Annotated in this window: 23 protein-coding genes; 6 read left to right on the forward strand and 17 right to left on the reverse strand. The window is 62.9% G+C overall.

Translation table 11 applies throughout. The features are described 5' to 3' along the window. Positions 1 to 7: 7 nt before the first annotated feature. From CH293_RS11650 to CH293_RS11690, 9 genes are read right to left on the reverse strand one after another with little or no spacing between them, the layout of a single operon-like run. Entirely contained in the window at positions 8 to 1,309 is a 1,302-nt protein-coding gene (locus CH293_RS11650; RefSeq protein WP_094720293.1) for an MCE family protein, read from the reverse strand. Continuing rightward, a complete protein-coding gene (locus CH293_RS11655; RefSeq protein ID WP_255122822.1) occupies positions 1,306 to 2,412 on the reverse strand; it encodes an MCE family protein in 1,107 nt (368 codons plus the stop codon). Before CH293_RS11655 ends, CH293_RS11650 begins: the two co-directional genes overlap by 4 nt. Then, complete coding sequence (locus CH293_RS11660; RefSeq protein ID WP_094720295.1) at positions 2,409 to 3,626, reverse strand: MCE family protein; 1,218 nt, start codon at positions 3,624 to 3,626, stop codon at positions 2,409 to 2,411. The genes CH293_RS11655 and CH293_RS11660 overlap by 4 nt, the downstream gene beginning before the upstream one ends. Then, complete coding sequence (locus CH293_RS11665; protein ID WP_241483581.1) at positions 3,623 to 4,678, reverse strand: MCE family protein; 1,056 nt, start codon at positions 4,676 to 4,678, stop codon at positions 3,623 to 3,625. The genes CH293_RS11660 and CH293_RS11665 overlap by 4 nt, the downstream gene beginning before the upstream one ends. Further along, positions 4,675 to 5,697, reverse strand: coding sequence for an MCE family protein (locus tag CH293_RS11670; protein ID WP_094720296.1), 1,023 nt, complete (start codon positions 5,695 to 5,697; stop codon positions 4,675 to 4,677). The genes CH293_RS11665 and CH293_RS11670 overlap by 4 nt, the downstream gene beginning before the upstream one ends. Next, positions 5,694 to 6,899 carry an MCE family protein gene (locus CH293_RS11675; protein ID WP_094720297.1) on the reverse strand — a complete coding sequence of 402 codons (1,206 nt, stop codon included), beginning with the start codon at positions 6,897 to 6,899 and terminating at the stop codon, positions 5,694 to 5,696. The genes CH293_RS11670 and CH293_RS11675 overlap by 4 nt, the downstream gene beginning before the upstream one ends. Before the next feature lies 1 nt (position 6,900). Next, positions 6,901 to 7,731 (reverse strand): ABC transporter permease, encoded by an 831-nt coding sequence (locus CH293_RS11680; RefSeq protein WP_094720298.1) that lies wholly within the window; start codon positions 7,729 to 7,731, stop codon positions 6,901 to 6,903. 18 nt (positions 7,732 to 7,749) lie between these two features. Continuing rightward, entirely contained in the window at positions 7,750 to 8,535 is a 786-nt protein-coding gene (locus tag CH293_RS11685) for an ABC transporter permease (protein ID WP_094720299.1), read from the reverse strand. Beyond that, on the reverse strand, positions 8,532 to 10,382 hold the full coding sequence (locus CH293_RS11690; RefSeq protein ID WP_094720326.1) for a multicopper oxidase domain-containing protein: 1,851 nt from the start codon (positions 10,380 to 10,382) through the stop codon (positions 8,532 to 8,534). Before CH293_RS11690 ends, CH293_RS11685 begins: the two co-directional genes overlap by 4 nt. 100 nt (positions 10,383 to 10,482) lie before the next feature. On the opposite strand from CH293_RS11690, the gene CH293_RS11695 reads away from it, so the two are divergent. The 3 genes from CH293_RS11695 to CH293_RS11705 all read left to right on the forward strand — a co-directional run bounded on the left by CH293_RS11695 (position 10,483) and on the right by CH293_RS11705 (position 13,247). Continuing rightward, positions 10,483 to 11,313 (forward strand): triacylglycerol lipase, encoded by an 831-nt coding sequence (locus CH293_RS11695; protein ID WP_255122823.1) that lies wholly within the window; start codon positions 10,483 to 10,485, stop codon positions 11,311 to 11,313. 61 nt (positions 11,314 to 11,374) lie between these two features. Continuing rightward, positions 11,375 to 12,004 (forward strand): TetR/AcrR family transcriptional regulator, encoded by a 630-nt coding sequence (locus CH293_RS11700; RefSeq protein WP_037104195.1) that lies wholly within the window; start codon positions 11,375 to 11,377, stop codon positions 12,002 to 12,004. A gap of 31 nt (positions 12,005 to 12,035) precedes the next feature. Further along, the gene (locus CH293_RS11705) at positions 12,036 to 13,247 is read left to right on the forward strand and encodes a CaiB/BaiF CoA-transferase family protein (protein WP_255122824.1); all 1,212 of its coding nucleotides are present in this window, start codon (positions 12,036 to 12,038) and stop codon (positions 13,245 to 13,247) included. Between the two features lie 45 nt (positions 13,248 to 13,292). On the opposite strand, the gene CH293_RS11710 is transcribed toward CH293_RS11705, so the two are convergent. The 3 genes from CH293_RS11710 to CH293_RS11720 are packed head-to-tail and all read right to left on the reverse strand — an operon-like array spanning position 13,293 to position 16,837. After that, positions 13,293 to 14,567, reverse strand: a complete 1,275-nt coding sequence (locus CH293_RS11710; protein ID WP_094720301.1) for an alpha-hydroxy acid oxidase — start codon at positions 14,565 to 14,567, stop codon at positions 13,293 to 13,295. Between the two features lie 24 nt (positions 14,568 to 14,591). Continuing rightward, the gene (locus CH293_RS28785) at positions 14,592 to 15,428 is read right to left on the reverse strand and encodes an IclR family transcriptional regulator (RefSeq protein WP_094720302.1); all 837 of its coding nucleotides are present in this window, start codon (positions 15,426 to 15,428) and stop codon (positions 14,592 to 14,594) included. Next, a complete protein-coding gene (locus CH293_RS11720; RefSeq protein ID WP_217900758.1) occupies positions 15,425 to 16,837 on the reverse strand; it encodes an MFS transporter in 1,413 nt (470 codons plus the stop codon). The genes CH293_RS28785 and CH293_RS11720 overlap by 4 nt, the downstream gene beginning before the upstream one ends. Positions 16,838 to 17,134: 297 nt before the next feature. Here CH293_RS11720 and CH293_RS11725 point away from each other — a divergent pair, with 297 nt between their 5' ends. Then, entirely contained in the window at positions 17,135 to 17,932 is a 798-nt protein-coding gene (locus tag CH293_RS11725; protein WP_094720303.1) for a 2-keto-4-pentenoate hydratase, read from the forward strand. On the opposite strand, the gene CH293_RS11730 is transcribed toward CH293_RS11725, so the two are convergent. Then, positions 17,925 to 18,239 carry a winged helix-turn-helix domain-containing protein gene (locus tag CH293_RS11730; RefSeq protein ID WP_255122825.1) on the reverse strand — a complete coding sequence of 105 codons (315 nt, stop codon included), beginning with the start codon at positions 18,237 to 18,239 and terminating at the stop codon, positions 17,925 to 17,927. The two genes, CH293_RS11725 and CH293_RS11730, sit on opposite strands and share 8 nt — an antisense overlap. Before the next feature lie 108 nt (positions 18,240 to 18,347). Then, on the reverse strand, positions 18,348 to 19,964 hold the full coding sequence (locus CH293_RS11735) for a thiamine pyrophosphate-binding protein (protein ID WP_176459986.1): 1,617 nt from the start codon (positions 19,962 to 19,964) through the stop codon (positions 18,348 to 18,350). A 446-nt stretch (positions 19,965 to 20,410) separates the two neighbouring features. Between CH293_RS11735 and CH293_RS11740 the strand changes: the two genes are divergently transcribed. Continuing rightward, the gene (locus tag CH293_RS11740) at positions 20,411 to 21,151 is read left to right on the forward strand and encodes an SDR family NAD(P)-dependent oxidoreductase (protein WP_094720305.1); all 741 of its coding nucleotides are present in this window, start codon (positions 20,411 to 20,413) and stop codon (positions 21,149 to 21,151) included. Positions 21,152 to 21,272: 121 nt separating this feature from the next. On the opposite strand, the gene CH293_RS11745 is transcribed toward CH293_RS11740, so the two are convergent. The 3 genes from CH293_RS11745 to CH293_RS11755 form a co-directional block, all read right to left on the reverse strand. Further along, positions 21,273 to 21,980, reverse strand: coding sequence for a MerR family transcriptional regulator (locus CH293_RS11745; RefSeq protein WP_094720306.1), 708 nt, complete (start codon positions 21,978 to 21,980; stop codon positions 21,273 to 21,275). Positions 21,981 to 21,992: 12 nt separating this feature from the next. Then, positions 21,993 to 23,567 carry an alpha/beta hydrolase gene (locus CH293_RS11750; protein WP_094720307.1) on the reverse strand — a complete coding sequence of 525 codons (1,575 nt, stop codon included), beginning with the start codon at positions 23,565 to 23,567 and terminating at the stop codon, positions 21,993 to 21,995. 167 nt (positions 23,568 to 23,734) lie between these two features. Continuing rightward, the gene (locus CH293_RS11755; RefSeq protein WP_094720308.1) at positions 23,735 to 24,475 is read right to left on the reverse strand and encodes an IclR family transcriptional regulator; all 741 of its coding nucleotides are present in this window, start codon (positions 24,473 to 24,475) and stop codon (positions 23,735 to 23,737) included. Between the two features lie 47 nt (positions 24,476 to 24,522). On the opposite strand from CH293_RS11755, the gene CH293_RS11760 reads away from it, so the two are divergent. Further along, positions 24,523 to 25,314 (forward strand): 2-keto-4-pentenoate hydratase, encoded by a 792-nt coding sequence (locus CH293_RS11760; RefSeq protein WP_094653370.1) that lies wholly within the window; start codon positions 24,523 to 24,525, stop codon positions 25,312 to 25,314. Positions 25,315 to 25,324: the final 10 nt, after the last annotated feature.

Below are 25,324 nucleotides of genomic sequence, written 5' to 3' on the forward strand. Positions count from 1 at the left end.
CGGGCGGTCATTCTCCGTCCGGGACGAGCAGCCCGTCCAGTGTCTCGGGCAGGGCGTCGAGTCCACCGTCGACATACCGGCGTCCGTCCCCGGCGATGTAGGAACCGTCGGTCGGGTCGTAGTCTCCGGTGGACGCCACCGGGTCTCGACACAGTTCCACCGTGGCTGCGCGTCGTCCCGGGAACTCCATGCACGGGAGGTTTCGCGCGCCGCGGACCGCGGTGGGGTCGGCTGGATCGATCCTGCAGTACAGGCCCTTCGGGGTCGGAATCGTATCCACCTCGGTGGGTGATCGGCGTTCGGACGCAGGCAGGAATCCGGTGGTGCACGGAGGCGGGTCGTTCACCTGGGCGGCGAAGAAGGTGTTCTGGCCGGGCTCTCCCGACTGGGAATTCAGCATCCCCGTTCCCTGGGTCGCTGCGATGAGCGGCGGGTACAGCACCAGAATCTGCTCGATCGAAGGGTTGTACACCGCCGCAACCTGTTCCACGGTCGTCAGGTCCTCCAGGAGAAGAGGCAGAGTCGGCTGCAACTGTTGAAACAGGGCGGTCACCTCCGTTGCCATCGGCGTGCCCTTGTCCACGAGGGCGCGCACCGACGCATCGTGGTCGCGAAGCGTCCCCGTGACTCCGGTCAGTGACGCTGCCCAGGCCTTGATCGACTCGCTGCTCGCGGCGGTCGCTGCCAGGACGGGGTCGGCTTCGTCGACGAGCGCGATGATCGACGATGTGTCGGCGTTCGCGTCGGCGGTGAGAGTTCGAAGCGAATCGAGTAGCTGGGATACGTTCGCGCCGTTGTTTCCCAGTGCGGCAGCGCTTTCGTCGAGCACGCTGCGTAGGTTGTCCGAGCCGATGGATGCCAGCGCCGACTGCAGGAGATCGATCGTGGGGCCTACCGGTTCGGGAACGGAGGTTCGGCCCTTCGCGATCACCGCGCCCTCGGACAGGTACGGGCCCTCGTCGGAGCTCGGCACCATGTCGATGTATTGCTCTCCGATCGCGGACATCGAGTGCACCTCGGCCGTCGTGTCTGCGGGAACATCGACATCGGATTCCAGGGACACCACCGCTCGCGCGCCGGTACCGAGGGTTGTGAGCTCGACGACCCGTCCTATCTCGGAACCGCGATAGGTGACGTTCGCACCGGTGTAGAGGCCTGCGCCGTCGGCGAGCTCGACAGCGACTCGGTAGCGGCCGATACCGACCTGCTCCGGCACACGGGCGAAATAGATTCCCGTGGTTGCGGTGGAGACGATGCCGACGGCCAGGATGATCCAGAGCTTGCGATGGAGCGTTGTCTTCGACGTCATGGGTTGCCTGCCGGTGGGATGAGAAGGTCGGTGGTCGACGGAATCGTCGGCGACGGAGTGGGTGCGAACGATCCGAGTGCGCCTTCGAGCGGTGTGCCGAGAAACAAGGCGTTGTCGAGAGTGTCGAGCCGAAGATCCAGAGTCACCTCGCCGTTGGCGTAGTCACCGCGTACCGCGTTCTGATAAGTGTCGATCGGGAACGGGTAGGTGAGCAGGTAACGGAAGGCATCCGTCAGGGACGTCCCGGAATCTGCCAGTGAGGCAAGCACAGGACGCAACTCCTGCAGCTCGGCCACCAGATCGCCTCCGGTGTCGTCGACGATCTTCTCGGCCGTGGTACCCAAACGGCCCAACGAGGTGAGTGCGGCGGTCAAGTCCTGCCGGCTGTTCGACAGTACGGTCAGCGCGGGGCCGAGTGTGGTCACGGCGTCGGCGAGCACCTGGTTCTGATCGGCGACGTCGACGGCGAATCGATCGAGGTTGTCGATCGTCCGCTCGATGTTCGCCTGCTGTTCGACGAGCCCGCCGAGGAGAGCGTTCAGCCGATCGATCACGGACCGCACCGATTCCGGTCGTCCGCCGATCGCGGCATCCAGTTCGTTCACGATGTCGCCGAGTTGGGGGAGTCCACCGCCGTTCAGTACGAGCGACAGCGACGACAGGGTCTGCTCGGTGGTGGGATACGCACCGGCGCGATCCAGTGGGATGACATCGCCGTCGGCGAGCCGGCCGGTCGGTGCTTCGGCAACGGGTGGCAACAGTTCGATGTGCGTCGATCCGAGAAGGCTGGTCTGACCGACCGCTGCGACGGCGTTCGCCGGCAGGTCGACGCTCTGGTCCAGGTGAACGGTGACGACGGCGTGGCCGTCGTCGAGCTCGATGTCCGCGACGCGGCCCACGGTGACATCGGACGCGAGCACTCGTGAATTGCGATCGACGGTGGACACGTCCGGCATCTCGATGGTCACCGAATACGCTCCCTCCCCTTCTCCTGCGGTGCCGGGGAGCGGCAGTGAATTGAGGCCCTGCCAGCCGCAGCCGGACGTCAGCAGCGCGAGTGCGAGCACCACTGCCGGCCGAGTCCCGATTCGTCGTGTCGTCATCGATCACCTCCGGGAAGTAACAGATCCGTCAGCGACGGTGCCGGCGTCGGCGCGGGGGTGGCCGGTTCCAGGTCGGGTTCGCTGTAGACCAGCTGATCCGGCAGTGCGCCGACGCCGTGAATCGGGTTGGTGGACAGAGGAAGATAGTCGAACGCCAGCGTCTTCAGCAGGGGACCGAGGTACTGCACGCACAGGTTCGCTCCTTCCTGAGCACCGACATCCTCGGCTGCGGCGATGGCCGAGCAGATGAAGTCCATCGGATTCGCGAAGTTGTTGGGCGCGAGCGCGGAAACTATCGCGTTGTGTGCAGGCTGGTAGATGTTGTTCAGATTCGACAACGCGGTCGGGGCCACATGGAGGATCTGGGCGATTCCGTCACGCTGCGAGGCGAGTTCGCCCACGACGGTCTGCAGGCTGCGGAGTGTGTCGTCCAGACCGTCGCGATTGTCGGCGACGAACCTCTGCACATCGCCGACGGCGACGTCCAGAGACGTCAACGCGGTGCCGATCTGCTCGGAGTTGTCGTCCAGGACAGCGGTGATCGATGCCATCGAGTCGTTGAAGTTCACGATCTGTTGCCCGCTTGCGGACAGTCCGGACACGAACACCTGCAGGTTGCGCACGACGGCGAACAAGTCGGTTCGACCGTCGGACAACGTCTTCAACGCGTCCGAGAGTTGAGCGACGGTCGCTCCGAGGTTCTGCCCCTGCCCCCTGAGGTTGGCATCGGCGGCGTCGACGAGGGCTCCGAGAGGTGCTCGGCCGTCGGGCGCAGCGGTTCCCACCGCGTCCGCCAATCGAGACAGTTGAGCTTTGATCTGGTCCCACTCGACCGGTACCGCGGTGCGCGACATCGGGATGTGCTGCCCATCGACCATCGTCGAGCCCCCGGTGTAGGGCGGAGTGAGCTGTACGAAGCGGCTGGCGACCAGACTGTGCGAGACGATGACCGCCAGGGCGTCGGTCGGTACCGAGTAGGACGAGTCGATCTGTAACTCGACGTCGGAGTGGTCACCTCGTGGCTCGATCGAGCCGACGGTTCCGACGTCGACACCCATGACTTTCACGTCGTCGCCGACGTACAGTCCAGTGGTACCGGGGAACTGGGCGACGATGGTCGTGGTGTTCAGTGCAGGGACGACGGTGTAGGACACCGCGGCCAGAATCGCCAGGCCGATCCCGATGGCCGCGAGTTGCCATCGCCTGGCCGTCATCGAGGTGCTCCGTCGATGGCGGACAGTGGGTTGACACTGGCAGATTCACCGGGGGCGGGGCCGAGTCCGAGGGCGGCACGGATGAACGGTGAAATGATCTGGCCAGGGATCAGGTTCTGAATGTACGAATTGAAGAACGGTCCGCTCGACACCGCCTCGCCGAGTTGAGTGATGTACGGGCCCAGATTCTCGATGGCCGTGCCGATATCGGCTCTGTTCTGCTCCAACACCTCGAGTACCGAATCCAGTGATGCCAGAGTCGATCCCAGTTGCGCCTCGTTGTCCGCGACCAGCCCACTGAGATGCCGGGCGAGCTCGGTGACGCTGTCGAACAATCGATCCACGACGGCTCGTCGACGGTCGAGTTCGCTCAGAATGGTGTTCGCGTCGGTGACGAGGATGCCGATCTGTTCACTCCGGGTGGCGAGTACTCCGGTGACCTGTTCCGCCGCTGACAGCAAGGACCGCAGAGAGTCGTCGCGCGAGGCGATGCTCTGGGAGAGTCGGCCCACTCCGTCGACTGCCGCAGCGAGATCCGCGGGGGTCTGCTCGAGCACCTCGGTGCTCACGCGCATGGCGTCGGTCAGTCCGTCGGTGTCGAGTTCGGTGACGTCGTCGGTCAGGTCACCCAGCGCATCGGTCAACTGGTAAGGACTGGATGTGTGATCCAGTCCGATCCGAGAGCCTGGGGTCAGCCGTCCACCGGTGCCGGGATCGACACTCAGATTCTTCGTGCCCAGCACAGTCTGTGTCGGTATGGCCAGGCGCGCATCGTCGTGGAGTTCGACCCCGCCGCCTACGGTGAATGCGATGACCACTGTGTCCGCATCGATCTCGATATCGGTGACCTCGCCGACGACGATTCCTGCCACTTCGACATCGGCTCCGGTCACGAGTCCGCCGGTGTCTCGGAACACGCCGCTGTAGGCAGCGCTCGCCGACAGAATCGGTAAGGATGACACGTTCGTCGCCACCACTGTCACCAGTACCGCGAGGACGGTGCCGACTATGCCGAGCCGCACGGTGTTGCGCTCGCGTACACGCTGATTCATCGTGGTGCGCACCTTCCCGTCTCCTGTCCGATCAGCGGCGTGGTGAGGCCGCCGCCGTCGGGAGTGTCGATCTTCAGCTTGATGCCGCAGAGGTAGTAGTTGAAGAAGTTGCCGTAGGCACCGAGTCGGCTGAGCGCGGCGTAGGTGTCGGGGAGGCGCGAGACGATGCTCCCGATGCTGTCCTTCTGCGAATCCAGTTGCACAGCAGTTCGATCGAGTTCGTGGAGTGTCGACTGCAAGGGCGGTCTGGCCACGGTCAGCAAGTCGGCCACGGTTGTCGCAGACGAATCGATCTCCGTCAGGGCGGTACCCCATGCCGCGCTGTCGGCAGCGAGGCCGGTTGCCAAGTTCTGTGCCCGATCGAGTGCGGTCGACACGACATCCTTCTGGTCGGTCAACGTTGTCAGCGTGGTGTCCAGGTTGGTGATCACCCGCCCGATCACCTCGTCTCGATCGGCGAGTGTGGTGGTCAACGTGGCGGTGTGGGCGAGCAGGGATGCGATCGAACCGCCCTGTCCCTGGAGAGCAGCGACGAGTTCGGCGGTCAGGTCGTTGACCTTGGATGGATCGACGGACTCGAACAGGGGCTCGAAGCTTCCGACGAGTTGGTCCAGATCCAGGGCGGGTGAGGTCCTTTCGAGGGGGATCGTCGAGTTGTCGCTCAGAGGTTCGGCCTCACCGGCGCCGTCGGCCAGTTCGAGATAGCGGTCGCCGACGAGATTCTGGTACCGGACGGTGGCAGTGGTCGACGAGGTGACCACGTAACCGGGCCCCACGTCGATGCCGACCTCCGCGTGGTGGTTGTCCACGATGTCTACTTCCGAGACCTTTCCGACTTCCACCCCTGCCACCCGTACGAAGTCACCGCTGCGCAGACCCGACGCGCTGGTGAAGACGGCGCGGAAGGAAGTGGTCGACTCGAACCGGACCTGTCCGAACACCACGACCAGGCACGCGAGGACTGCAGTCATCACCACCACGAAGACGACCAGCTTGATCGTGCTCGATGTGCGGTTCATCGGGTGCCACCCGGTGCAGCGAGTCCGCCGGGCAGAAAATCCAGTATCGAACCCGGCGACACAACCGGGCCCGTGTTGCCCGCACGGAACGGGTTCGATCCGGTATCGGCAACCACGTACGGGGTCGGCACGGCGTCGTCGGGCACGATGGGCAGTGCGCCGCATCGCGGGCCGCCCGACGCGGCAACGCGGGGGAGATCCGACTCGGGCCTGTAGGGCGGGATTCCGAACAATACGGTGCTGTTGAGCAGCATGGTGCGTCCGTTTCCGCCGGACACCTCCTCTGCCCCCACCCGGGCGCGGTCCGCACCCTGCAGGAAGCAGGTGAACTGGGGTGAATATTCTTCCAGCAGTTCGGTTGTCGGCTTCAGCTCGTGCACGGTGCTCGAGATTCCTCCGGCATTGTCCGTCAGGACTCCGTTGCCCACATCGGCCATCCCGATGACACCGAGCAGCACGGTGTCGAGAGCATTGGCTTCGTCGACGAGAGTGCGCCCGGTGGTCGTCAGGTTACTCAGATCGGTCAGTACATCCGGTGCCGCGTCTGCGGCGGTGTCGCTCACGGTCGATCCGGAGTCGATATCGCGTTGCAGGGTCGGAATCCGAGGTTCGACGGCAGCGAGGAGTGCGTTCGTGTCGTCCAGGCTCCGTCCCAGGTCGCTGCCGCGCCCACCGAGTGCCGTGGCCAACGTCGTGAGGGTGGCGTTGAGCTTGTCCGGTTCCACTGCCGACAGAACCTGGGTGAGCGATTCGAAAACGGTGTTGACCTCCACTGTCACCGAGGACGAGTCGATGACAGCGCCGGAGGCGATCGGCGTCGTCGACGGATCGGCCGGTTCGGTGAGTGTGACGAACTTCGAACCGAAGATGGTGGTGGCGGCGATGTTCGCTTCCACGTTCTCGGGTATCGATTGTGCTGCATCGCTGTTCAATCGCAGCTGGACGACGGCACCGCCTGCGTCCCGATCGACGACGTCGACGGTCCCCACTTCCACCCCGTGCATCTTCACCAGGGCACCTGCTTGCATGACGAGACCGCTACGGTCGGATCTCAGTGTCACCCGCGTAGGTGGATCGACGGCGTCCTGCGCGGCGCCGGTGAAGGCGAGGTAGGTGGCGGCGACTGCGACGGCGACCGTGGCCGCCAGAACCACAGCCGCCAGGCGGGTTGCGCCGGATCCGGTGCTGTTCACGTCGGACATCTCATCCCGCCAGGTGCACTGATCGGGAATTGCCGTAGAGGGCAAGTGAAATCATCAACGTGACCATGACGACGGTGATGAGCGAGAGTCGAACAGCGCGACCGGTTGCGGTCCCTACTCCCGCCGGCCCACCCGATGCGGTGTAGCCGTAGTAGGTGTGAATCAGCATCACCGCGGTGGCCATCATGAACACTTGCAGGAAGGACCACAGCACGTCCGAGGGGACGAGGAACGTGGAGAAGTAGTGGTCGTAGACGCCACCAGATTGGCCGAGAACGACCACGGTGGCTATGCGGCTCGCCAGAAACGAGGTGATGAGAGACAGGGAGTACAGGGGCAGGACTGCGATCATGCCGGCGAGCACGCGGGTTCCGACCAGGTACGGCACCGATTTGATGGCCATGACTTCGAGCGCGTCGATCTCTTCGCTGATACGCATCGCGCCCAACTGGGCGGTGGTACCTGCGCCGATCGTCGCGGCGAGGCCGACGCCTGCCGTGATCGGAGCCACGACTCGCACGTTGACGTACGCGGCGAGGAATCCGGTGAGCGCGTCGACTCCGATGTTTCCCAGTGAATCGAATCCCTGGACGGCAACGGTGGCACCGGCGAACAGGGTGAGGAACCCCAGCACGACGATGCTTCCTCCGACTGCCGCGAGAGCCCCTGTGCCGAGACTGATCTCGGCAAGTACACGGAGTGTCTCGGCGCGGTAGTCGCGCGCGGCCTTACCCGTCGACGCGAGGGCGCGTCCGAAGAAGAGTGCCAAGTCGCCGACGTCGTCGATGCCGCGAACGACACCGCGCACACGGTTACTCACTCGGATCGACATATCGAAGCCCATCGCTTGTCACCGGTCACTCAGAGCGAGGCCGACGGATGTCAGCGCGAGATTGACGAGAAACAGTGCGACGAAGGAGAACACGACGGTTTCGTTGACCGCCTCGCCGACGCTTTTCGGTCCGCCGACGACCGACAACCCGCGGTAGCAGGCGATCAGTGCTGCCAACAATCCGAACAGGGCTGCCTTGATCTCGGACAGAACCAGTTCCGGTAGACCGACGAGCAGGGTTATGCCGGATACGTATGCACCAGGCGTGACGTCCTGCAGGTACACGGAGAAGAAGAAGCCGCCGACGAGGCCGATGGTGCAGACGGCACCGTTCAGCAGTGTTGCGATCAGAGTGCAGGCAACGACGCGGGGGACCACGAGCCGATGAACGGGGTCGATACCGAGAACTTCCATCGCCGCGACTTCCTCACGGATGGTGCGTGAACCGAGGTCGGCGGCGATCGCGGTTGCCGCAGCGCCCGCGACGACCAGGACGGTCACCAGGGGTCCGATCTGGGTCACCGCGCCCAATCCGGCTCCCGCACCGCTGAGGTCACTTGCCCCGAGTTCGGAGAGCAACGAGTTGAGGGTGAACACGACCAGGACCGTGAACGGGATGGACATCAGGATCGTGGGCAGTAGTGACACCCGAGCGATGAACCAGCTCTGGTCCACGAATTCTCGCCACTGAAAGTCTCGACGTCCAAGGGCTACTGCGGTATCCAGGGCCAAGCCTAAGAACTCGCCGACCGAGGACGCCGCAGCGACGGTAACGCGGGCCGCACTCCGAAGAGCCTGAGTCACGGCACTATCCGGTACTTGAGCATCATGTCGTGGTCCTCGTGGTCGAGGAGATGGCAGTGCCAGACGTAGCCCTGAAGGTCACCGGCGGATTCCTCGGAATGATCGACTCCGTTGTGGACCTCGTGCATGGGGTCGTGACGGTTGTCGTGATCGGTGCTCGGCTGTACGGCAGCGGCCGGTCGAGGGAAGGTGGCGTCGGGGTCGAAACCCAATTCCTCGGCCGTCGGGAAACGTACGACGATGCGCGTGACCGTCCCGCCGTCGACTCGGACCGTGTCCTTCCAGCCTGCCTCCCACGGTGCAGGCGGGGTCATCGGTCCGCCGAGGAAGCCCTCCGGGTCAGGGGTCCACTTGATCCCGATGGCCGGCTGCGGATTCGCGACCTGGTAATCGAGGGTGCGCAGTGGTGTACGACCCACGATCCTGAAGGTGACGAGGTGGATGTGAATCGGGTGGGGATCGGGCGTGATGTTGACGATGTTCCACTGCTCGACGGTGCCGGGTCGCGGCATTTCGATGTCCGGGTCGCTGTAGCGAAGATTGTTCAGCGACATGATGGCCGGCGGATTGCGTAGTGCATAGGGCTGGCTGACGGTGACGGTGCGAATCTTCGTCGGCTGCTGGATGGGTCCGATCGGTGCAGGCCCTCGACTGCCGCGCAGCGATGTAGGTATCCCGCCGGTGAACCCGCGCGCGGTACCCACTCGAAAGCGGCAGAACAGCGGCATGGTGACTGCGCCGATGACGGCCGCTTGGAAGGGCGGGGCCTCGTCGTTGAGTAGCTCGACCGTCTGGCCTCCGTCGTACTCGGAGAAATCCACGAGCACGTCGTACCTCTCGCCTGGGGCGACCCTGATGGACGTGACGGGGACGGGGGCGTCGAGCAATCCGCCATCGTTACCGATGACCCAGAACTTCATGTGGTTCTCGAAGTGCAGATTCCACACGCTGTAGGAGGCGGCGTTGATCATTCGAAAGCGATACAGCCCTCGGGCAACGGTGAGTTCTGGCCAGATCATGCCGTTGACGAGCCCGACGTCTCCGACGGCGCCACCTTCCCATGAACCCTCCGGCACGATGCGAGTCGATCTGATGCTCAGGTGGCTGTCCTCGCGAAAGATTTTCTCCTGCATGACCAGTGGCATCTCGAACTCGCCGGCAGGTAGGCCGAGGGGGTTGTCGGTGCGACCGGTGTCGAATCGATCTCGGAGCAGGTACATCCCGGCCAGGCCTGCGTAGACGTTGACGCGGGTGATTGCCATCGCGTGATCGTGATACCAGAGCGTTGCCGCTTCCTGCCTGTTGGGAAAGTGATGGACGATGCTTCCGCCAGGGATCGTGAGCTGCTCCGGGTTGCCGTCGCTCTCCGGCGGGGTCACGCCACCGTGTAAATGCAGCGACATCGGCGTCGAGGTACGGAAACTCTCGGTCACACCGTGCAGCGAGGTGTCCATGTCCCGGGCCATGGGATGCAGGGCCATGTTGTTGGAGAATCGGAGAGTCAGCGGATCGTCGGCGTGCGCTTCGACGATGGGCCCGAGGTAGCCGAGTTGTGCGTTCGGTCCGCAGTGATATGCCAGCGCGGGGACTTCGGGCATGTCGGTATGAAATCTGTGCATCGCAGACACCGCGTCGACCGAGAGATTCGATCCCGACACCGTAGGCAGTGTCGGTAGTGCATCCCGGAACGGAGCCACGTCGGGCGAGTGGAACAGCAGCGGACTCTCGAACGCGTCGTCGACGGGCGAGGTGAACGCGCGGGAGGCGCTGACGCCGCCGAGTGCGACTGCCGCGGTGCCGACCCCCAGCGCTCGGAAGAGGGTGCGGCGGGTCATGTCCTGCGCCATGTGTGAGGGGCCTTTCGCACGGTCCGACAATGTGACACGCACCATACCGCACTGTATGGTGTGGTCAGCCGAATTCGACGAAACCGCTGATAGGAAGCCAATGAACCTGCGTGAGAACGTCGGTCGAGCACTACGTGGAATAGGTGCGACGTCAATTGCTGTCGCCGCAGTCCTGAACGTCGAGGTCGCGACTGCAGCCGCCTCTCCCTCGGCGTGCGCAACGCCCACCGTCCTCGTGCACGATCTCGCATCCTCGGAGCGCGAGTGGGACGGGTGGCTCGACGACCTGGACCGGCATGGGTTGTGCGCGTTCTCCTTCACCTACGGCAGTTCGGATGCATCGGCGCTACTGCAGCTGGCTGGGCTCACGGTGACAGGTCTGACGAGCATCGAGGACTCGGCGCTCGAGTTCGGCGCATTCGTCGCCTCCGTCCGTGAAAGAACCGGGGCCGACCGAGTGCAGGTTCTCGCCCGCGGTGCCGGCGGGTTGGTGGCTCAGCAGTGGGTAGCGCGGTCCCGTGCGCAGGACGTTCGCACGCTCGTGACCGTCGGACCGTTGTGGAACGGAACCGATGTGGCCGGCCTCGGCAGCCTGGCCGCGTTCAATCGGAGCATCGGAATCTACGACGCTCTCGCCGCCGTGGAAAAGCCCCTGCTCGAACCGAGTTGCGCGGCGTGCGGCCAGATCGTGGCCAATTCCGGCTACATGCACGACGCTGCTCGTGCCGGATGGGTCTCGCCGGGCGTGCGGTACGTCAACGTGATCTCGCGGTACGACGGGCTCATGACCGATCCGCTGTCGGCAGCACTGCCCGGCAGTGAAAATCTCGTCGTGCAAGACGTGGATCCGGAGGATCGGTCCGATCACCTGCACTTGTCGAACGATCCCCTCGTCCGTCGGTTGGCCCTCGGCGCCCTGGCCGTCGGATGACGACTCCGGATCGTACGATCGAAGGGCGGTACGCCACCCCGACAGCGAGGAGTTCACTCTGATGGCAGGAACACCCAGGTCGGCTTCGACGCGCCGCGCACCCGCAAAGAAGGCTGCGGCTGCCAAGACCGGGAGCAAGCCGGCGCGACGCGCAACACGCCTGTCGGTCGACGATTGGATCGACGCCTCGTTCGAACTGATGGCGACCGACGGTGTCTCCGGAGTGAAGATCACCAAGTTGTGTGAACGCCTCGAGGTCACCAAAGGCAGCTTCTACTGGCATTTCGCCGACATCGACAAGCTGATGGAAGCGATCGCGGACAAGTGGTGCGACACCCAGAACGACACGGTGCGCGGATTGAAGGGGCTCGAGACCGTCGAGGTCGAACAGCGCCTGCAGATCATGGCCGAACTGTTGATCGACCAACGCACGTGGGCAGTGGAGTCGGCCGTCCGGGATTGGGCACGCAACTACGGCAAGATCGCCGACGCTGTGCGCGAACTGGACAATCGAATCTTCGAGGTCGTACAGCGCTCGTTGCTCGATCTCGAGTTCGACCCGGACGAAGCGCGGCTCCGGGCAGGCATTCTCGTGTATTCGGGCATCGGCTTCGTTCACGCACGGGGCTCCCTGCCCACCCCGACAGCTGCGGAAGTACATGCAATGTTCGAGCTGCTCACACGGCATTGAAACCGGTTCATCCCACTCGACGGAGGCACCTGTGCTCGGAGAAGAATCGCCCGACGACTCGAACGCGCTGCCACTGAGCGGCTTTCGCGTTCTGGAACTGGGTAACTACATCGCCGGGCCCACTGCGGCGCGCATGCTCGCGGATTTCGGTGCCGAAGTGATCAAGGTGGAGCGCCCGGACACCGGCGACGAGACGCGGTCGTGGCGCCTGCACTCGGGGACCACGTCGATGTTGTTCAGGACGCTCAACCGCAACAAGAAGTCGATCGTGCTCGATCTCAAGACCGACGAAGGTAGGCGGCACGTCCTTGCTTTGGCGGCAACGTGCGATGTGGTGGTCGAAAACTTCAGACCGGGGACGTTGGAGAAGTGGGGGATTGGACCGGAAGAACTCGACGCGGCCAATCCCAACATCGTTCTGGTGCGCATTTCTGCGTTCGGTCAGACCGGACCGCTGTCGAGGCGTCCGGGATTTGCGGCAGTCGCCGAGGCCTACAGCGGTTTTCGGGAACTGGTCGGCGATCCCGACCGGCCACCCGTGCGAGTCGGGGTGTCCATAGGCGATACCGTCGCGGCCCTGTACGCGGGATTCGGAGCAGTGATGACGCTGCTGCACAGCCGTTCTCGCTCCGACGAGCAGGGCTCGCTGCCGCTGCCGTCTCGCATTGTCGACGTCGCGCTGAGTGAATCGATGTTCTCGGTGATGGAGTCCTTGGTTCCCGATTACCTCGCGTACGGCGTCGAGCGACGACGCCTCGGCGGGCGGATGGAAGGAATAGCCCCATCCAACGCGTACACGTGCGCCGATGGGTTGTCGATCGTGGTCGCAGGCAACGGAGACGGCATCTTCGTTCGCTACATGCTGGCGATCGGGCGTCCCGACCTGGCCTCCGACCCCGAACTGTCGGGTGGTGCCGGCAGGTGGAAACGGCGAGACGAACTCGACGCGGCCATCGGGGCATGGGCTCTCACGCGGACGCGCGCCGAGGCCCTCGCGGTACTCGACGCTGCGGAAGTGCCGAGTGGTCCGATCAACACGGCAGCTGACATCTGCGCGGACGAGCACATGCTTTCCCGCAACATGATTCAACAGTTCCCGGTGGATACCGGCGGTCAGGATCCGGTCTCGGTGGGCTTCCCCGGAATCGTACCGGTGATCGGCGAGCGATCCCTACAGATCAGAAACCTCGGTCCCGAACTCGGCGAACACACCGACGATATTCTCGACGAGCTCACGCGGTGACGAGGGGCAGGCCGCAGCACCGGCTGGTCGTGCTCCGGTACCTGGCTAAAGGCTACTGGCTGCGGTGAGGAAAGGGCTTTCGGTGGGCGGACTCGTTTCACTGGAGACGTGATGGGGACCGAGATCGGAAAGCCTTTGCACACCAAGCAATCGCATGGTTCTCACGATGTCGTCTCGGAGGATGGACAGAACCCGATCGACACCTGGTGCCCCGCCTGCCATGAGGCCGTACAGATATGGCCGGCCGATCATGCACGCGTCCGCGCCGAGACACAATGCGGCGACTATATCCGCGCCGGAACGTATTCCGCTGTCGAGCAGAATCGTGCGCGTCGGACCTACTGCTCTGCGGATCGCAGGGAGCGCAGTAACAGGCGGGATGGTCCGGTCGAGTTGACGACCGCCATGGTTGGACAGGACGATCCCGTCTGCACCGAGTTCGAACGCGGTACAGGCGTCGCTCGGACTGACTATTCCCTTGATCACGAGCTTTCCGCTCCATTCGGCACGGATCCACCTCAGGAAGGTGGCGTCGATGCCCTGTCGGAATTGCGAGTTGAGATCCGCGAACATGGATTCTCCGGAACTTCCGAGCGCATCGAATCCAAGTGGTGCCCCAGTCAATGCCCCCGTCCACCACCTCGGGTGCACAGCCATGTCGACGAATGTTCGTGGGCTCACGGTCGGTGGAACGGTCAGTCCACTCCGCAGGTCTCTGCGTTTGGATCCGATGACTGCGGTATCCACAGTGACCACGAGGGTATCGAAGCCGTGGGTTCTCGCGGTGGCAAGGAGGTCGAGATTGGCCTGCTCGCTTTTGTGGGCGTAGAGCTGGAACCAGCGCGGTACGCGGGGTGTCACCTCGCAGATGTCCTGTGCCGATGCCGTACCCAGAGTTGCTAGTGTGTAGGGTATTTCAGCGCGATTCGCTGCCCATGCAACACCTATTTCGCCTTCGCGGTGGACCATGCGTGTGAAGCCGGTGGGAGCGAGGGCAAGTGGCATCCCTACGGTGTCACCCAGAATGTTCGATCGAGTGTCTGGATCGCTCACGTCGTTCAGTGCGGTCGGGTGGAATCGCAGACGCTGAAATGCATCTCGATTGGCGCGCAGAGTGATTTCTTCCTCGGCCGCTCCGTCCACGTAGTCGAAGATCGACCGCGGGACTCGCTTGCGGGCGCGAACTCGCATCTCCTCGACAGACAGGATTCTGTCGAGGGCAGATCTTCGGGATCGACGTTGTGTCAGCCCCAGCAGTTGAGCGGCCTGCTGCAGGTTGGGCAACTGCCGCTTCGGTTTCGGACGCTCGAGTGGGTCCATGTGTCGATCCTTTCGTGGTCATCACTACCTACCGTCGCCCGAGTGACGATAAAAAGTGAGGGTGTGGCGAGACTCGGATCGCTTCAAGATCTGAGACAGATCCGAGGCAGCGGAGACCAGAGGAGGTAAGTATCGGCGGTACAGATCCGAATCCGTCGGGAATGAAATGGACAATGCAGCCATCGAACTGCTCGATCTCGAATGGATCGGCACGGCGAGTTCAGTGATTCCCTTTTTGCTCGAGTCGGTCAGGACCGCATACCCTGCCCGTCGAATATCGGCGAAATTTCGTCGATAGACCGCCATATCGGACGAGATGCGCGCCGGAGAGTCCGAACGTCCAGTCACCAGTGCTTCGTCCTGTACCACTGCCGGCGAGAACGCTAGCATCGCCAAACCTGCCGCCGAGCTGAGCGCCGGACGTCTGTGTGCTCGCGCGATCACTTGAGTAGAGGGGTCTGCCGGTCCGCGGTGATCGATACACAGAGCATCGCCGCCGGACACTACGCACAGGTACGTATGTTCTTGAATTGCCATGTGCAGCGACGTAGTTATCGGCGCGGCCGCCTCGATCAGATTACCCACCGAGCTCGACAGAGCGGCCTGCTCCCAGGTCGCGGAACTCATTCGGAGCTGCCGAGATTCGTCACGATCGAGCAGTCCGAGTGCGATCAGTTCGTTGATTATTCGGTGGGTCGTTGCCCTGGGAAGGCCGCATTTCCGCGCAACGTCCGATGCAGTGAACGACGCACTGCCGGAGGCGACTGTTTCGACTATTCGGACCGCTCGAGCGAGCAGAGAGTCTCCTGGCTGCACATCGGGCGGACTCGAGGTGTCGTCACCTCCGGCATGCGCTGTCATGCTGCCGCGCGCGTCCCTTTGTGTCCGAGTTCGGCGAGCGGAGTCTTGTTCGTTTCCTTGCAGAAGTAGATGCCGGTTGCCGAGACGGCGCCGGTAATGGCGACGAAGATTCCCACCGGCAGCCAACCGTACTGACCCTCGCCCATGATTGCCACACAGATGGTGGGAGCGAACGCCGCGACCAGGAGGCCGGTTCCGTGGCCGAGGGCGAATCCGCTGTAGCGGACGGGAGCGGCGAACTGCTCGGAGAAGGTCGCCGGCCACAGCCCGTTCATGCAGGAGTACGCACCGCCGACAAGAACGATTCCGGACACGGTCACGAACAGAATGTTCCCCGTGCTGATTGCCCAGAAGAACACGAACAGCATCGAGGAGGAGCTGATCGCACCGAAAATCCATACTGGACGTCGTCCGATGCGGTCGGACAGGCCGGCGGCCAGGGGAACGCCGACGACCGATGCCGCGTGTGCGGCCACCAACACCCACAGCATCGTCGACCGCGCCATACCTGCCTCCGACGTTGCGTAGGCCAAGCCGAACACCATCACCACTGTCTGGTTCACGGCGAACAGCGATGCCATTGCGACGCGGACGACGTCGGCCCATTGAGTCTTCATCAGTGTCTTGAAAGGAATGTCCGGCGTCGCGTCTTTTTCCTTCGCCTCCACGAATACCGGAGTCTCGTCCAGTCGCTTTCGCACAACGTAAGCCAAGACCAGTACCAACGAACTGGCCAGGAACGGCACCCGCCATCCCCACGACATCAACGTCTCGTCGGGCATCACCGCGACGGGAATGAAGACCAGGTTTGCCACGACGATTCCGGCCATGATCCCCGACACCGTGAAACTGGCGAACAGGCCACGGCGACCGGTCGGCGCGTGTTCGATGGTGAGCGTACTGGCCCCGGCGGCCTCACCTCCGGCAGAGAAACCTTGCAGGACGCGAGCGAGCACCAGCAGTGCAGGCGCCCACGCACCGATCTGCTGATAAGTAGGTAGTAGACCGATCGAGGTGCTCGCCACGCCCATCAACACGAGCGTGAACAACAGAACCCGCTTGCGACCCAGACGATCTCCGAAGTGACCGAGCACGATGCCGCCGAGTGGACGTGCGACATACCCGACGCCGAACGTTGCAAGAGCAGCGATGGTGGCCACCGCAGGATTGCCCGTCGGAAAGAACAACGCCGGGAAAATCAGGGCAGCAGCTGAACCGTAAATGAAGAAGTCGTAGTACTCGAGCATGCTTCCCAGGAAGCTCGCCGCCGCTGCACGCTTGGCTTGCGGTGTGGCCTTTCCCTGATCGGCGGCCTGAATTGCCTGTTGCGCTGCCTGTGCAGCAGGTGACGTCTGGTCGGACGCACGCGGGGGCGTGGCCTCGGACTTTCCGGTGGACGCTACGGTCACTGTTCCTCCATCGACAACTTTCGACTGTGATCACAGCCGCGTGCCGCTCAGTGTGTGATGTGAACCACGTTGGTCAACAGGCATACTCTCACTCAGTGAGAAACATTCTGATCATTTTCGACTTTTAGATTCAATTAAGACGAACAGTCTAACGTCTGACGTTTAGTACGTGCGGTCGAAGGATGCGGCGAATTCTGTGCCGGTTACGCACCTGTACCTTTTGGTTACTGTCGGACAGTAGACCGACTGCATGGTATCTTTGCGTCGGCGTTCATACCGAACTTTCACGGAGTTGTGATGAGTCTTCCTACGCAAACACCGACGAACATCGCGCGGCACCTGATCGACGCCTACTCCGGTGCGCCTCCGTTGGACCTCGACGAATCGATCCGAAATTTTGCCCATCTGGATCCATACATGTTCCGCGACTCGATCCTGGATGAGGTCGTCCGTGTGCGCCGTGGCGCGATCGGCGGGTACAAGATCAGTCTGACTCGCACGAAAGATCAAGCGGCTCTGGGCTCGACCGGTCCGGCATACGGACGCTTGATGCGCGAGCGGCTCCTCCCTTCGGGCGCAACGGTGAATCTGTCCACCGAGAACGGCTTCCTGATCGAACCTGAACTGGTGTTGACCGCGGTGGAGGAGTTGAACGCATCGATGTCGATCACCGAACTCGAACACCGCGTGCGCGTTGCGCCCGGGATCGAGCTGCCCACCTCACGATTCCGGAACTGGATGCCCGGATCCCCTGGTGCAGGGCACACGGTGCACAGTCACGTCCTCGACAACGCTCTGGCCGGCTACCTTGTCGTAGGAAACAGTGTTTCATCCGAGTCCTTGCCCTGGCGCGCAATACCAGCAACGTTGACGCGCAACGGGGAGGTTGTGGCCGACGGCAATTCTGACGCAGTCATGGGATCGCCGATTCACGCACTTCACTGGCTGCTGGAACAGCTCGACCGCCGCGGTCTCTCACTGGGTGCGGGGCAGGTGGTGTCGACTGGCACGTTCGCAGATCCGGTAGCTGCCGAACCGGGTTGCTACAGTGCGGACTTGAACGACGTCGGTAGCGTAACGGTGACGTTCACCTGAGCATCGGGACCGCTGGGGTCCGAACAGTTGCACGCTGATGCAGGTCCCTTCCGTGGCGTGGTCGATCACATGCCGCGGTGCACGAGAATGTGACTCGGTGCTGGGAGGAGAGGACTCGGAGCGCTTCTCGCAGCGTAGTCCGGCTCACGTTGAATTGCCGGGCAAGTTCTGCCTCCGGCGGAAGCATTTCACCGCTCTCGAGGTCTCCGGACAGTATGGCGGATCTGATTGTCTCCTCGACCTGTTGGCGGGGACGCAGGACTGCCTGTCCGAGTGGTTTTCGAGCGACTTCGGTGTGAATGGTCATCCGTCGGTTCTCCCTGCGGCACTACGCTTCATGCTGGATGTCGTGTGTCCTGCAAGCTCGGCCCCTCGTGATACTCACGAGGGGCCGAGCTGTCGAGTTCTACTGTCGTCACGGAGCCATCGGGTCGACGCTCGGGTCGGCCTTGATCTCGATGAGTAACTGGTCCGTCAGATCTCCGATCTCGGCTACAACGTCGCGCAGCTCTTTTTCGGTCCGGACCGTGATTCCCCTACCGCCGAGGGATCGAGCGACTTCGGAGAACTCGGGCCAGCTCTGAAAGCAGTTGTCGGGCGAAAAGCCTGTCTGCTCGAACTTGCTGTATTCCGCGCCGTAGGCACTGTCGTTGAGTACGACGACGAGCAACGGAATGTTGTGACGCACCGCTGTGGAGAACTCGATCAAACCCATCATGCCGCCTCCGTCACCAGCGACGCATACGGTGACGGCATCCGGATTCGCAACTGCCGCTCCAACGGCGGTAGCTATACCAAGTCCGATCGAACCCCAGCCGTAGGTATGGGTGAAGTTCCTCGCGGTCGAGGCGTGAAGAAATCCCCATGGAGCCGGCACGAATCGGCCTCCGTCAGTGACGATGACGCGGTCGGCCGGGAGGTTCTCGTCGAGGGTCACCATGGCGGTCCGAACGTCGAGCTCGGTGTCCGTGCTGCGGTCGGTGAAGTACTGACGCGGATCTCGCTCGAGCACGCCACCGGTGAGCTGGGAGTCGCGAAACGAGGTTGCCGCGACGCCTGCTTCTTTGAGCTGCTCGACCATTGCGGCCGCTGCAGTGGCGGCATCTGCGGTCACCGCGCAGGAGACGGGATTGAATCGACCGATTGCGCCGGCTGCTGAATCGACTTGGATGACGGATTTTCCTGCGAGCAGTTCTCCGTCGACTGTTGTGTAGTTGTTCAACGCAGCGCCGAATGCCGCAATGCAGTCACTCTTGGCGATGATATCGACCGCCCATGGTTGCCCGTGGTCGCCCATGATTCCGAGATTGTATTTTTCTCCGTGAAAGAAATCCTTCGCCGCAGCGGTTGTTGCCAACGGAGCGCCGAGGAGATCGGCGAGTTCGATCAACTCGTCGCGAGCGCCGGATTCCACTGCACCGCGACCGGCGAGGATGACCGGTCTGTTCGCGGAAGCCAATCGACCCAGAGCGTTGTCCATCGAGACATCGTCGGGGCTGAACTTCTGTTTGGGGTGCGAGATGAATTCCGCGGGAACGTAGTCGACGTCCTCGTGACAGATGTCGTACGGGATGTCGAGGACGATCGCCGAGTTGGTTCGGGCGGCTCGCGCCAGTGCACGCGCGAGGTCGTTGACCACGTGTTCTGCCCGCAGCACCTTGTAGTATTCGGCTCCGGTTGCCGAGAACAGTGCCTTGAGGTCGATGTCCTGGATATGGAATCGCTTCCGTGGTGTGCTTCCGGTGATCAGCACGAAAGGAGTGTTGGTGCGCGCGGCTTCTGTGACGGCGTTTACGGTGTTCGCGGCTCCGGGGCCGTGAGTTACGGTGGCCACGCCGACTTTTCCACCGACGCGGGCGTAGCCGACGGCCATACTGCACGCCCCGCCCTCGTCCACTGCGCCGATGTACCTTCCCTTCCCCAGCCGTCGGTATTCGCCGATGCTGTACATGTTCGCGTCACCGATGAGACCGAATATGGTGTCGACCCCGTAGTCCGTGAGCGTGTGCGCTATCGCGGAGTAAACCTTCATTGTCATCCTTTGCTGAGGGATTCATATACACGAAGCCGGCCTGTTGCATCGCGTATTCGCGGGCCCGAACCTGTGGCAGTGCAGTCGATTTCAGGGTTGTGTGCAGTTGGTTGGATCGCAGCAACCGAACCGTACGCTCGAGGGTTCAGCGTCGGCCTATGTGAGGGCACCACAGCACGGCGCTGCTCGGCTCAGCGAAGGGGGAACTCGACACTGGACCGTCGCGTCGATACCGACACCAACGATGATGTCGGACATTAACGCGATCGTCAATGGCTAAGTCCAACGAATACGCGGCAAGAACGTGCTGACAAGGCGGTCAGGTCTCCTGCAAATGTCGGACCTTGCACAATCAGTCTTTCTATGTCTACTGTGACTGTCATCACCGTGCATCGTGGCCTCGAGACGGCCCGACAAGTGCACCTCCCGAACAGAGGAACCAAACTATGAATCTCGATCTGGACGGTAGGCGAATCTTTGTCGTCGGTGGGTCCGGCTTGATCGGCAAGGCGGTCGCCCGAACCTTTGTGGACGAAGGCGCACAAGTGATGCTGGGCGGGCGTACCGAGTCGTCACTTCGCGGCGCAGTGGAAGAACTCGACCCAGTCGGGCGGGGGCGGGTCGGCTACACGCTCGTGAACTCGACCGACCCCGATTCGGTGCGAACCGCTACCGCTGCTGCCATCGAGTGGATGGAGGGTCTCGACGTTCTGATCAACACCGGAGCACCTGCAGCGAAGAGCGTGATAGAAGCAGCAGGTCGCTCCGACGAGATCGGTGAGATACTGGACGCCGTCGACACGAAGGCAATGGGTTATCTCCGATGCGCACGCGCGGCCATCCCTTACCTGGCGGAATCCGACGCCGGCCGGATTGTGAACATCTGCGGGCAACATACTCACCTCACCGACTCCATACCCGCGTCGGTTCGCAATGTTGCGGTCGCTGCTCTGACCAAGTGTCTGGCAGATGAGTTGTACGCATCGTCGATAACTGTGAATGTGGTGCACCCGGGACCTGTAGTAGCAGAGCCGGACCCGTCGACAACAACGATCGGCGCACCCGGACCGACCGATGCACAGGGCATCGCGTCACTGGTTGCTTTCTTGGCCTCGCCACTCGCGGATGCGATCTCCGGCGCCTCTATCGATATCGGTCACAGCATCCGAGGCGTCTTCGGGTTCTGAGTACGGCCTACCGTTGACGAGGTAATGACCAGCCTCACGGCGCTTCTCGCAGCCCGGAGCCGCGTGGTCGTCATTGGCCGGAGGTCGCTAGCCGAGGGGAATCCATCGAGACGGTATCGGTTCATCGGTGGCCGTGGATGAGGTAGACGACTCGCTCGAGTACGTCGAGTTGTGCGGGACGGTAGAGATCTGCAACCGATGGATAAACGGCACTGTCCACTACGTCCGGTGCAGCGGTGATGTGTGACTCTCGGTTGAGCAGCCAAGGGTAGTCCTCCAGGTGCCGGCTGAGCAGCACCGTCATTCTCTCGGCGAGATCCTGGCGCTCGCTGTCGCTCGAGCTTTCCGGCAGTTGCTCGTATTCGCGGTCCACATCGGTCTGTGCGACTTCGATCATTGCTCGAATGTCTTCCAACGCATCATCGTTGAAGTACTGCGCCATTATCGTCAGCAGGGCTCGGTCCGGAACAGGTAATCGGTCGGCGACAGAACCGAATCCGGCGGGAACATCGGACTCGGCACCCTCACTCAGGGTGGCCGCCAGTCGTTCCCGAGCGCGCTGCAATTGCTCGATGGCGGCTACCAGTTCTTCGTCGAGAGTTTGGAGCGCGCTGTCGGGCCCGTCGATGGAATCGATCTGTGTGAGAGGGACACCGAGTTCTCGGTATCGTCTGATCCGAAGAACACGTACGAGGTGCCCAGCGCGGTACTGCTTGTATCCGTTGCTCGAGCGCTCGGGTTCCGCGAGCAAACCCAGGCGGTGGTAGTGACGGATGGTGTTGACAGTCGTACTTGCGAGCTCCGCGAGTTCACGTGTACTCCAGGCCATATCGACCCCTCCTCACGTGATGCAGCGCGCATCCTCGTCGGGTACCTGCAGGTTGATCAGGTAATCGGACACTATGCCATCGACACACGCATTCGTGCCCTGTCCGACGATGCCATGGGCGCTGCCCTCGACGGTGAGCAGAGAACTTTCCAGTGAATCGGCGAGGCTGACGCCACCGGAGTGCGGGGTCGAGGGGTCGCGCGTCGTGGATACGACAAGGGTGGGAGGTAGTCCGTCGACGTCCTGCGCGTACGGAAAGCCGAGCGTCGGCTCCGCGGGCCAGTGCTCACACGCATCACGGGCACCGTCGGCGACATCGACACCGGGGTCCATGAACGGCGCCAGGTCGTACGTCCGGCGCCGTAGTTCGGCGCTTCGAGTTGGCGTCAGGCGATCGAGGTCCATGCAGTTGATCGCGTAGTTCGCTTCCGTGAAGTTGGTCCACTGGCCCGCTGCGCTGCGACCCCCGAAGGTGTAGAGCAGCTGCATCAGACCGTCGCCCCGCCCTCGGACGAGTTCTGCGAGACCGTCGACGATGGACGGCCACGTATCCGGCGCGTAGAGCCCCGAGATGACGCTTCCGATTGCATCGTCGAAGCCCAACGTTGTGTCGAGAGCAGGAACAGGCTCGGTACGCAGTGGCCTGACGAGCTGCTGAAACCTCTGGGTCGCCCGTGCTGGATCGTTACCCAGGGGGCAGTCGACTCGAGTCGCGCATTCGGTCGCCAAGCCGTCGAACGATTGCTGAAATCCTTCGTAACTACTGAGCACCGCCTCGTGACCGTCGAGGCGAGGATCGACAGCCGCGTCCAACACCAGCGCGCGCACGCGGTCGGGAAATTGTTCGGCGTAGACCGCGCCCAAGCGGGTGCCGTAGCTCTGACCGAAGTACGTCAACTTGTCCTGGCCGAGTGCTGCTCGCAGAACATCCATGTCCCGCGCCGTGTCTCGGGTCCCGACGTGCGCGAGGGCATCGACACCGCCCGACCTCTCGGCGCACTTGTCCATGATCGCTTGCGTGTCGTCGCTGGTGAATTCTACTGTCGTACCCAGCGATCCGAGCGGAACAGTACCTGCATCCGCTTCTTCGTCGCTGTAGCAATCCACGGCCGGTTGTGAGGCGCCGACACCGCGCGGATCGAATCCGACGATATCGAAGTTCTCGGTGATCGGGCTTTCGACAAGCCCTAGGGCGGTCAAGATCGCCCCGACGACGCCTGACCCGCCCGGCCCGCCTGGATTGATCACCAGCGGCGTACTGGGTCCGTCACCTCGGGACGGCACACGCGATACCGCGATCTCGACAAGACCACCTTTGGGATCGGTGTAGTCGAGAGGCACCTGGAGACGCGTGCATTCGAGCCCCGGAACGACGTCCATGGCAGTGACCTCGTCGTCCGTGCTCGCATAGTCGGGCCCGCAGTTTCCCCAGGACAAGTGCTGTTGGTAGAAGCGATCCAGCGCAGCGCCGTCTGCGAGCGGCTCATTCTCGGGATTCGTGTTCGGTGCGCATGCCGTAAGCAGTGCTACTGCCAGAGCCGCCGACCCCGTCGCCTTCACTGCTCGTCGCATTCTCGTTCCGATCATCGCTCGTCCTCATCGTCGACTACGGTGCGAAATCGACACCGCGGTCCATCCGACACTGTGTTCTCGGAACAGGCTCAAGTGCCGGGTCCGCGATGTGGACGAGTCGGACCACGCAAGCGCTGCCACGGTTGTCCGGTGCTCTCGGGTCTCGGCGTCGCGGACACTTGTCAGCCGGGACGCGACAACGCTCGGCCCAGCGCGAGGGCGGTCGCGCGCACGGCAGGAGCCAACAGCTCCGGGCGAAACTGCTCGGCCGGCACCGACACGGAGATCGCGGCCACAGGTGCACCGCCGACCAGGATGGGTGATGCCAGGCAGCAGCCGCCGAGCGCTGCCTCCTCGTGTTCGACCGATATGCCGGTTCGGCGAATCTCGACGAGTTCGCGTTCGAGCAGGACAGGGTCGACGATCGTCTGGGGGGTGTAGCGGCGCAATGGGCGCGCGAGGACGGCGTCGCGAAGCTCGACCTGCTCGAACGCCAGCACAGCCTTGCCGACCCCGGTGCAGGACAACGGCAGGCGACCTCCGGTGTGCGACGGCAGTGACATGGGCGCGTGACCTTGGAGTTTTTCCACGTAAACGATGTCGTGGTCGTCGCGCACCCCGAGGTGCACCGTGTTCCCCGTGACAGTGTGTAGATCCTGCATGAACGGCATTGCCGCGGTGCGTAGGCGATGCTTGACCGGCACTCTCTCCCCGAGTTCGAACAGCCGCATACCTAGCTCGAATTCGGTACCGGAGCGCTGTACCCACCCCACCGACACCATGTCGACGAGCATTCGATGCGCGGTCGATCGCGGCAGGCCGGTTCGTGTGGCCACGTCCGAGAGACGTAGAGCGGCACCGGGAGGAAACGCACTCAGTATCAACGTGTAGCGCTCGAGCAGAGACATGTCATCCCGTTTCATGAGATGAATCCTAGGCACGGATGACGCAGACTCGTACTGTCTGCGACATGACCACTATCGAACAACGCGCGATCGGCGAAGCGGCCGATCGCCTGGCCGACGCGGCGAAGACAGGCACACCGTGCACCCCGGTCCGGGACGTCATCGACCGCGAGGACATCGATGCCGCGTATCGAGTCCAGTCACGCAATATCGAAGCATTGCTCGCTTCGGGCCGCACGGTCGTCGGACGCAAGATCGGTTTGACCTCTCCGGCAGTGCAACAGCAGCTAGGAGTCGACCAGCCGGACTTCGGCGTACTGCTCGACGACTTCGACGTCACCGGTGACGACGCAGTGGATTCAGGTCGGCTGCTGCAACCTCGCATCGAAGCGGAGATCGCTTTCTTGCTCTCGTCGGACATCGACGAGACGATCACTGCCGAGCAAGCGCCGACGTTCGTAGAGAAGATCCTGGCGTCGTTCGAAATTGTCGACAGCCGCATTGCCGGCTGGGATATCAGCCTTGCCGACACGATTGCCGACAACGCCTCGTCGGGCCTGTATGTATTGGGAGAGAGTATCTCTCGCGGCGATGCACCCGATCTTGCAGAGGTCACCATGACCATGACCGCGGACGGTGAGCAGGTCTCTGCCGGCAAAGGTTCGGACTGTCTCGGGAGTCCCTGGGAGGCTCTGGTGTGGTTGGCCAACACCAGCTTGTCCTACGGATCTCCCCTGCGTGCCGGTGAAGTAATTCTCTCCGGCGCACTGGGCCCCATGGTCGCCGTCACCCCCGGTTCGACGTACACGGCTCAGATCTCTGGAATCGGCTCCGTCACCGCCACGTTCACGGCCTGAGCCGAAACCC

The organism is Rhodococcus sp. 14-2470-1b, from assembly GCF_002259415.1.
GTDB lineage: Bacteria > Actinomycetota > Actinomycetes > Mycobacteriales > Mycobacteriaceae > Rhodococcoides.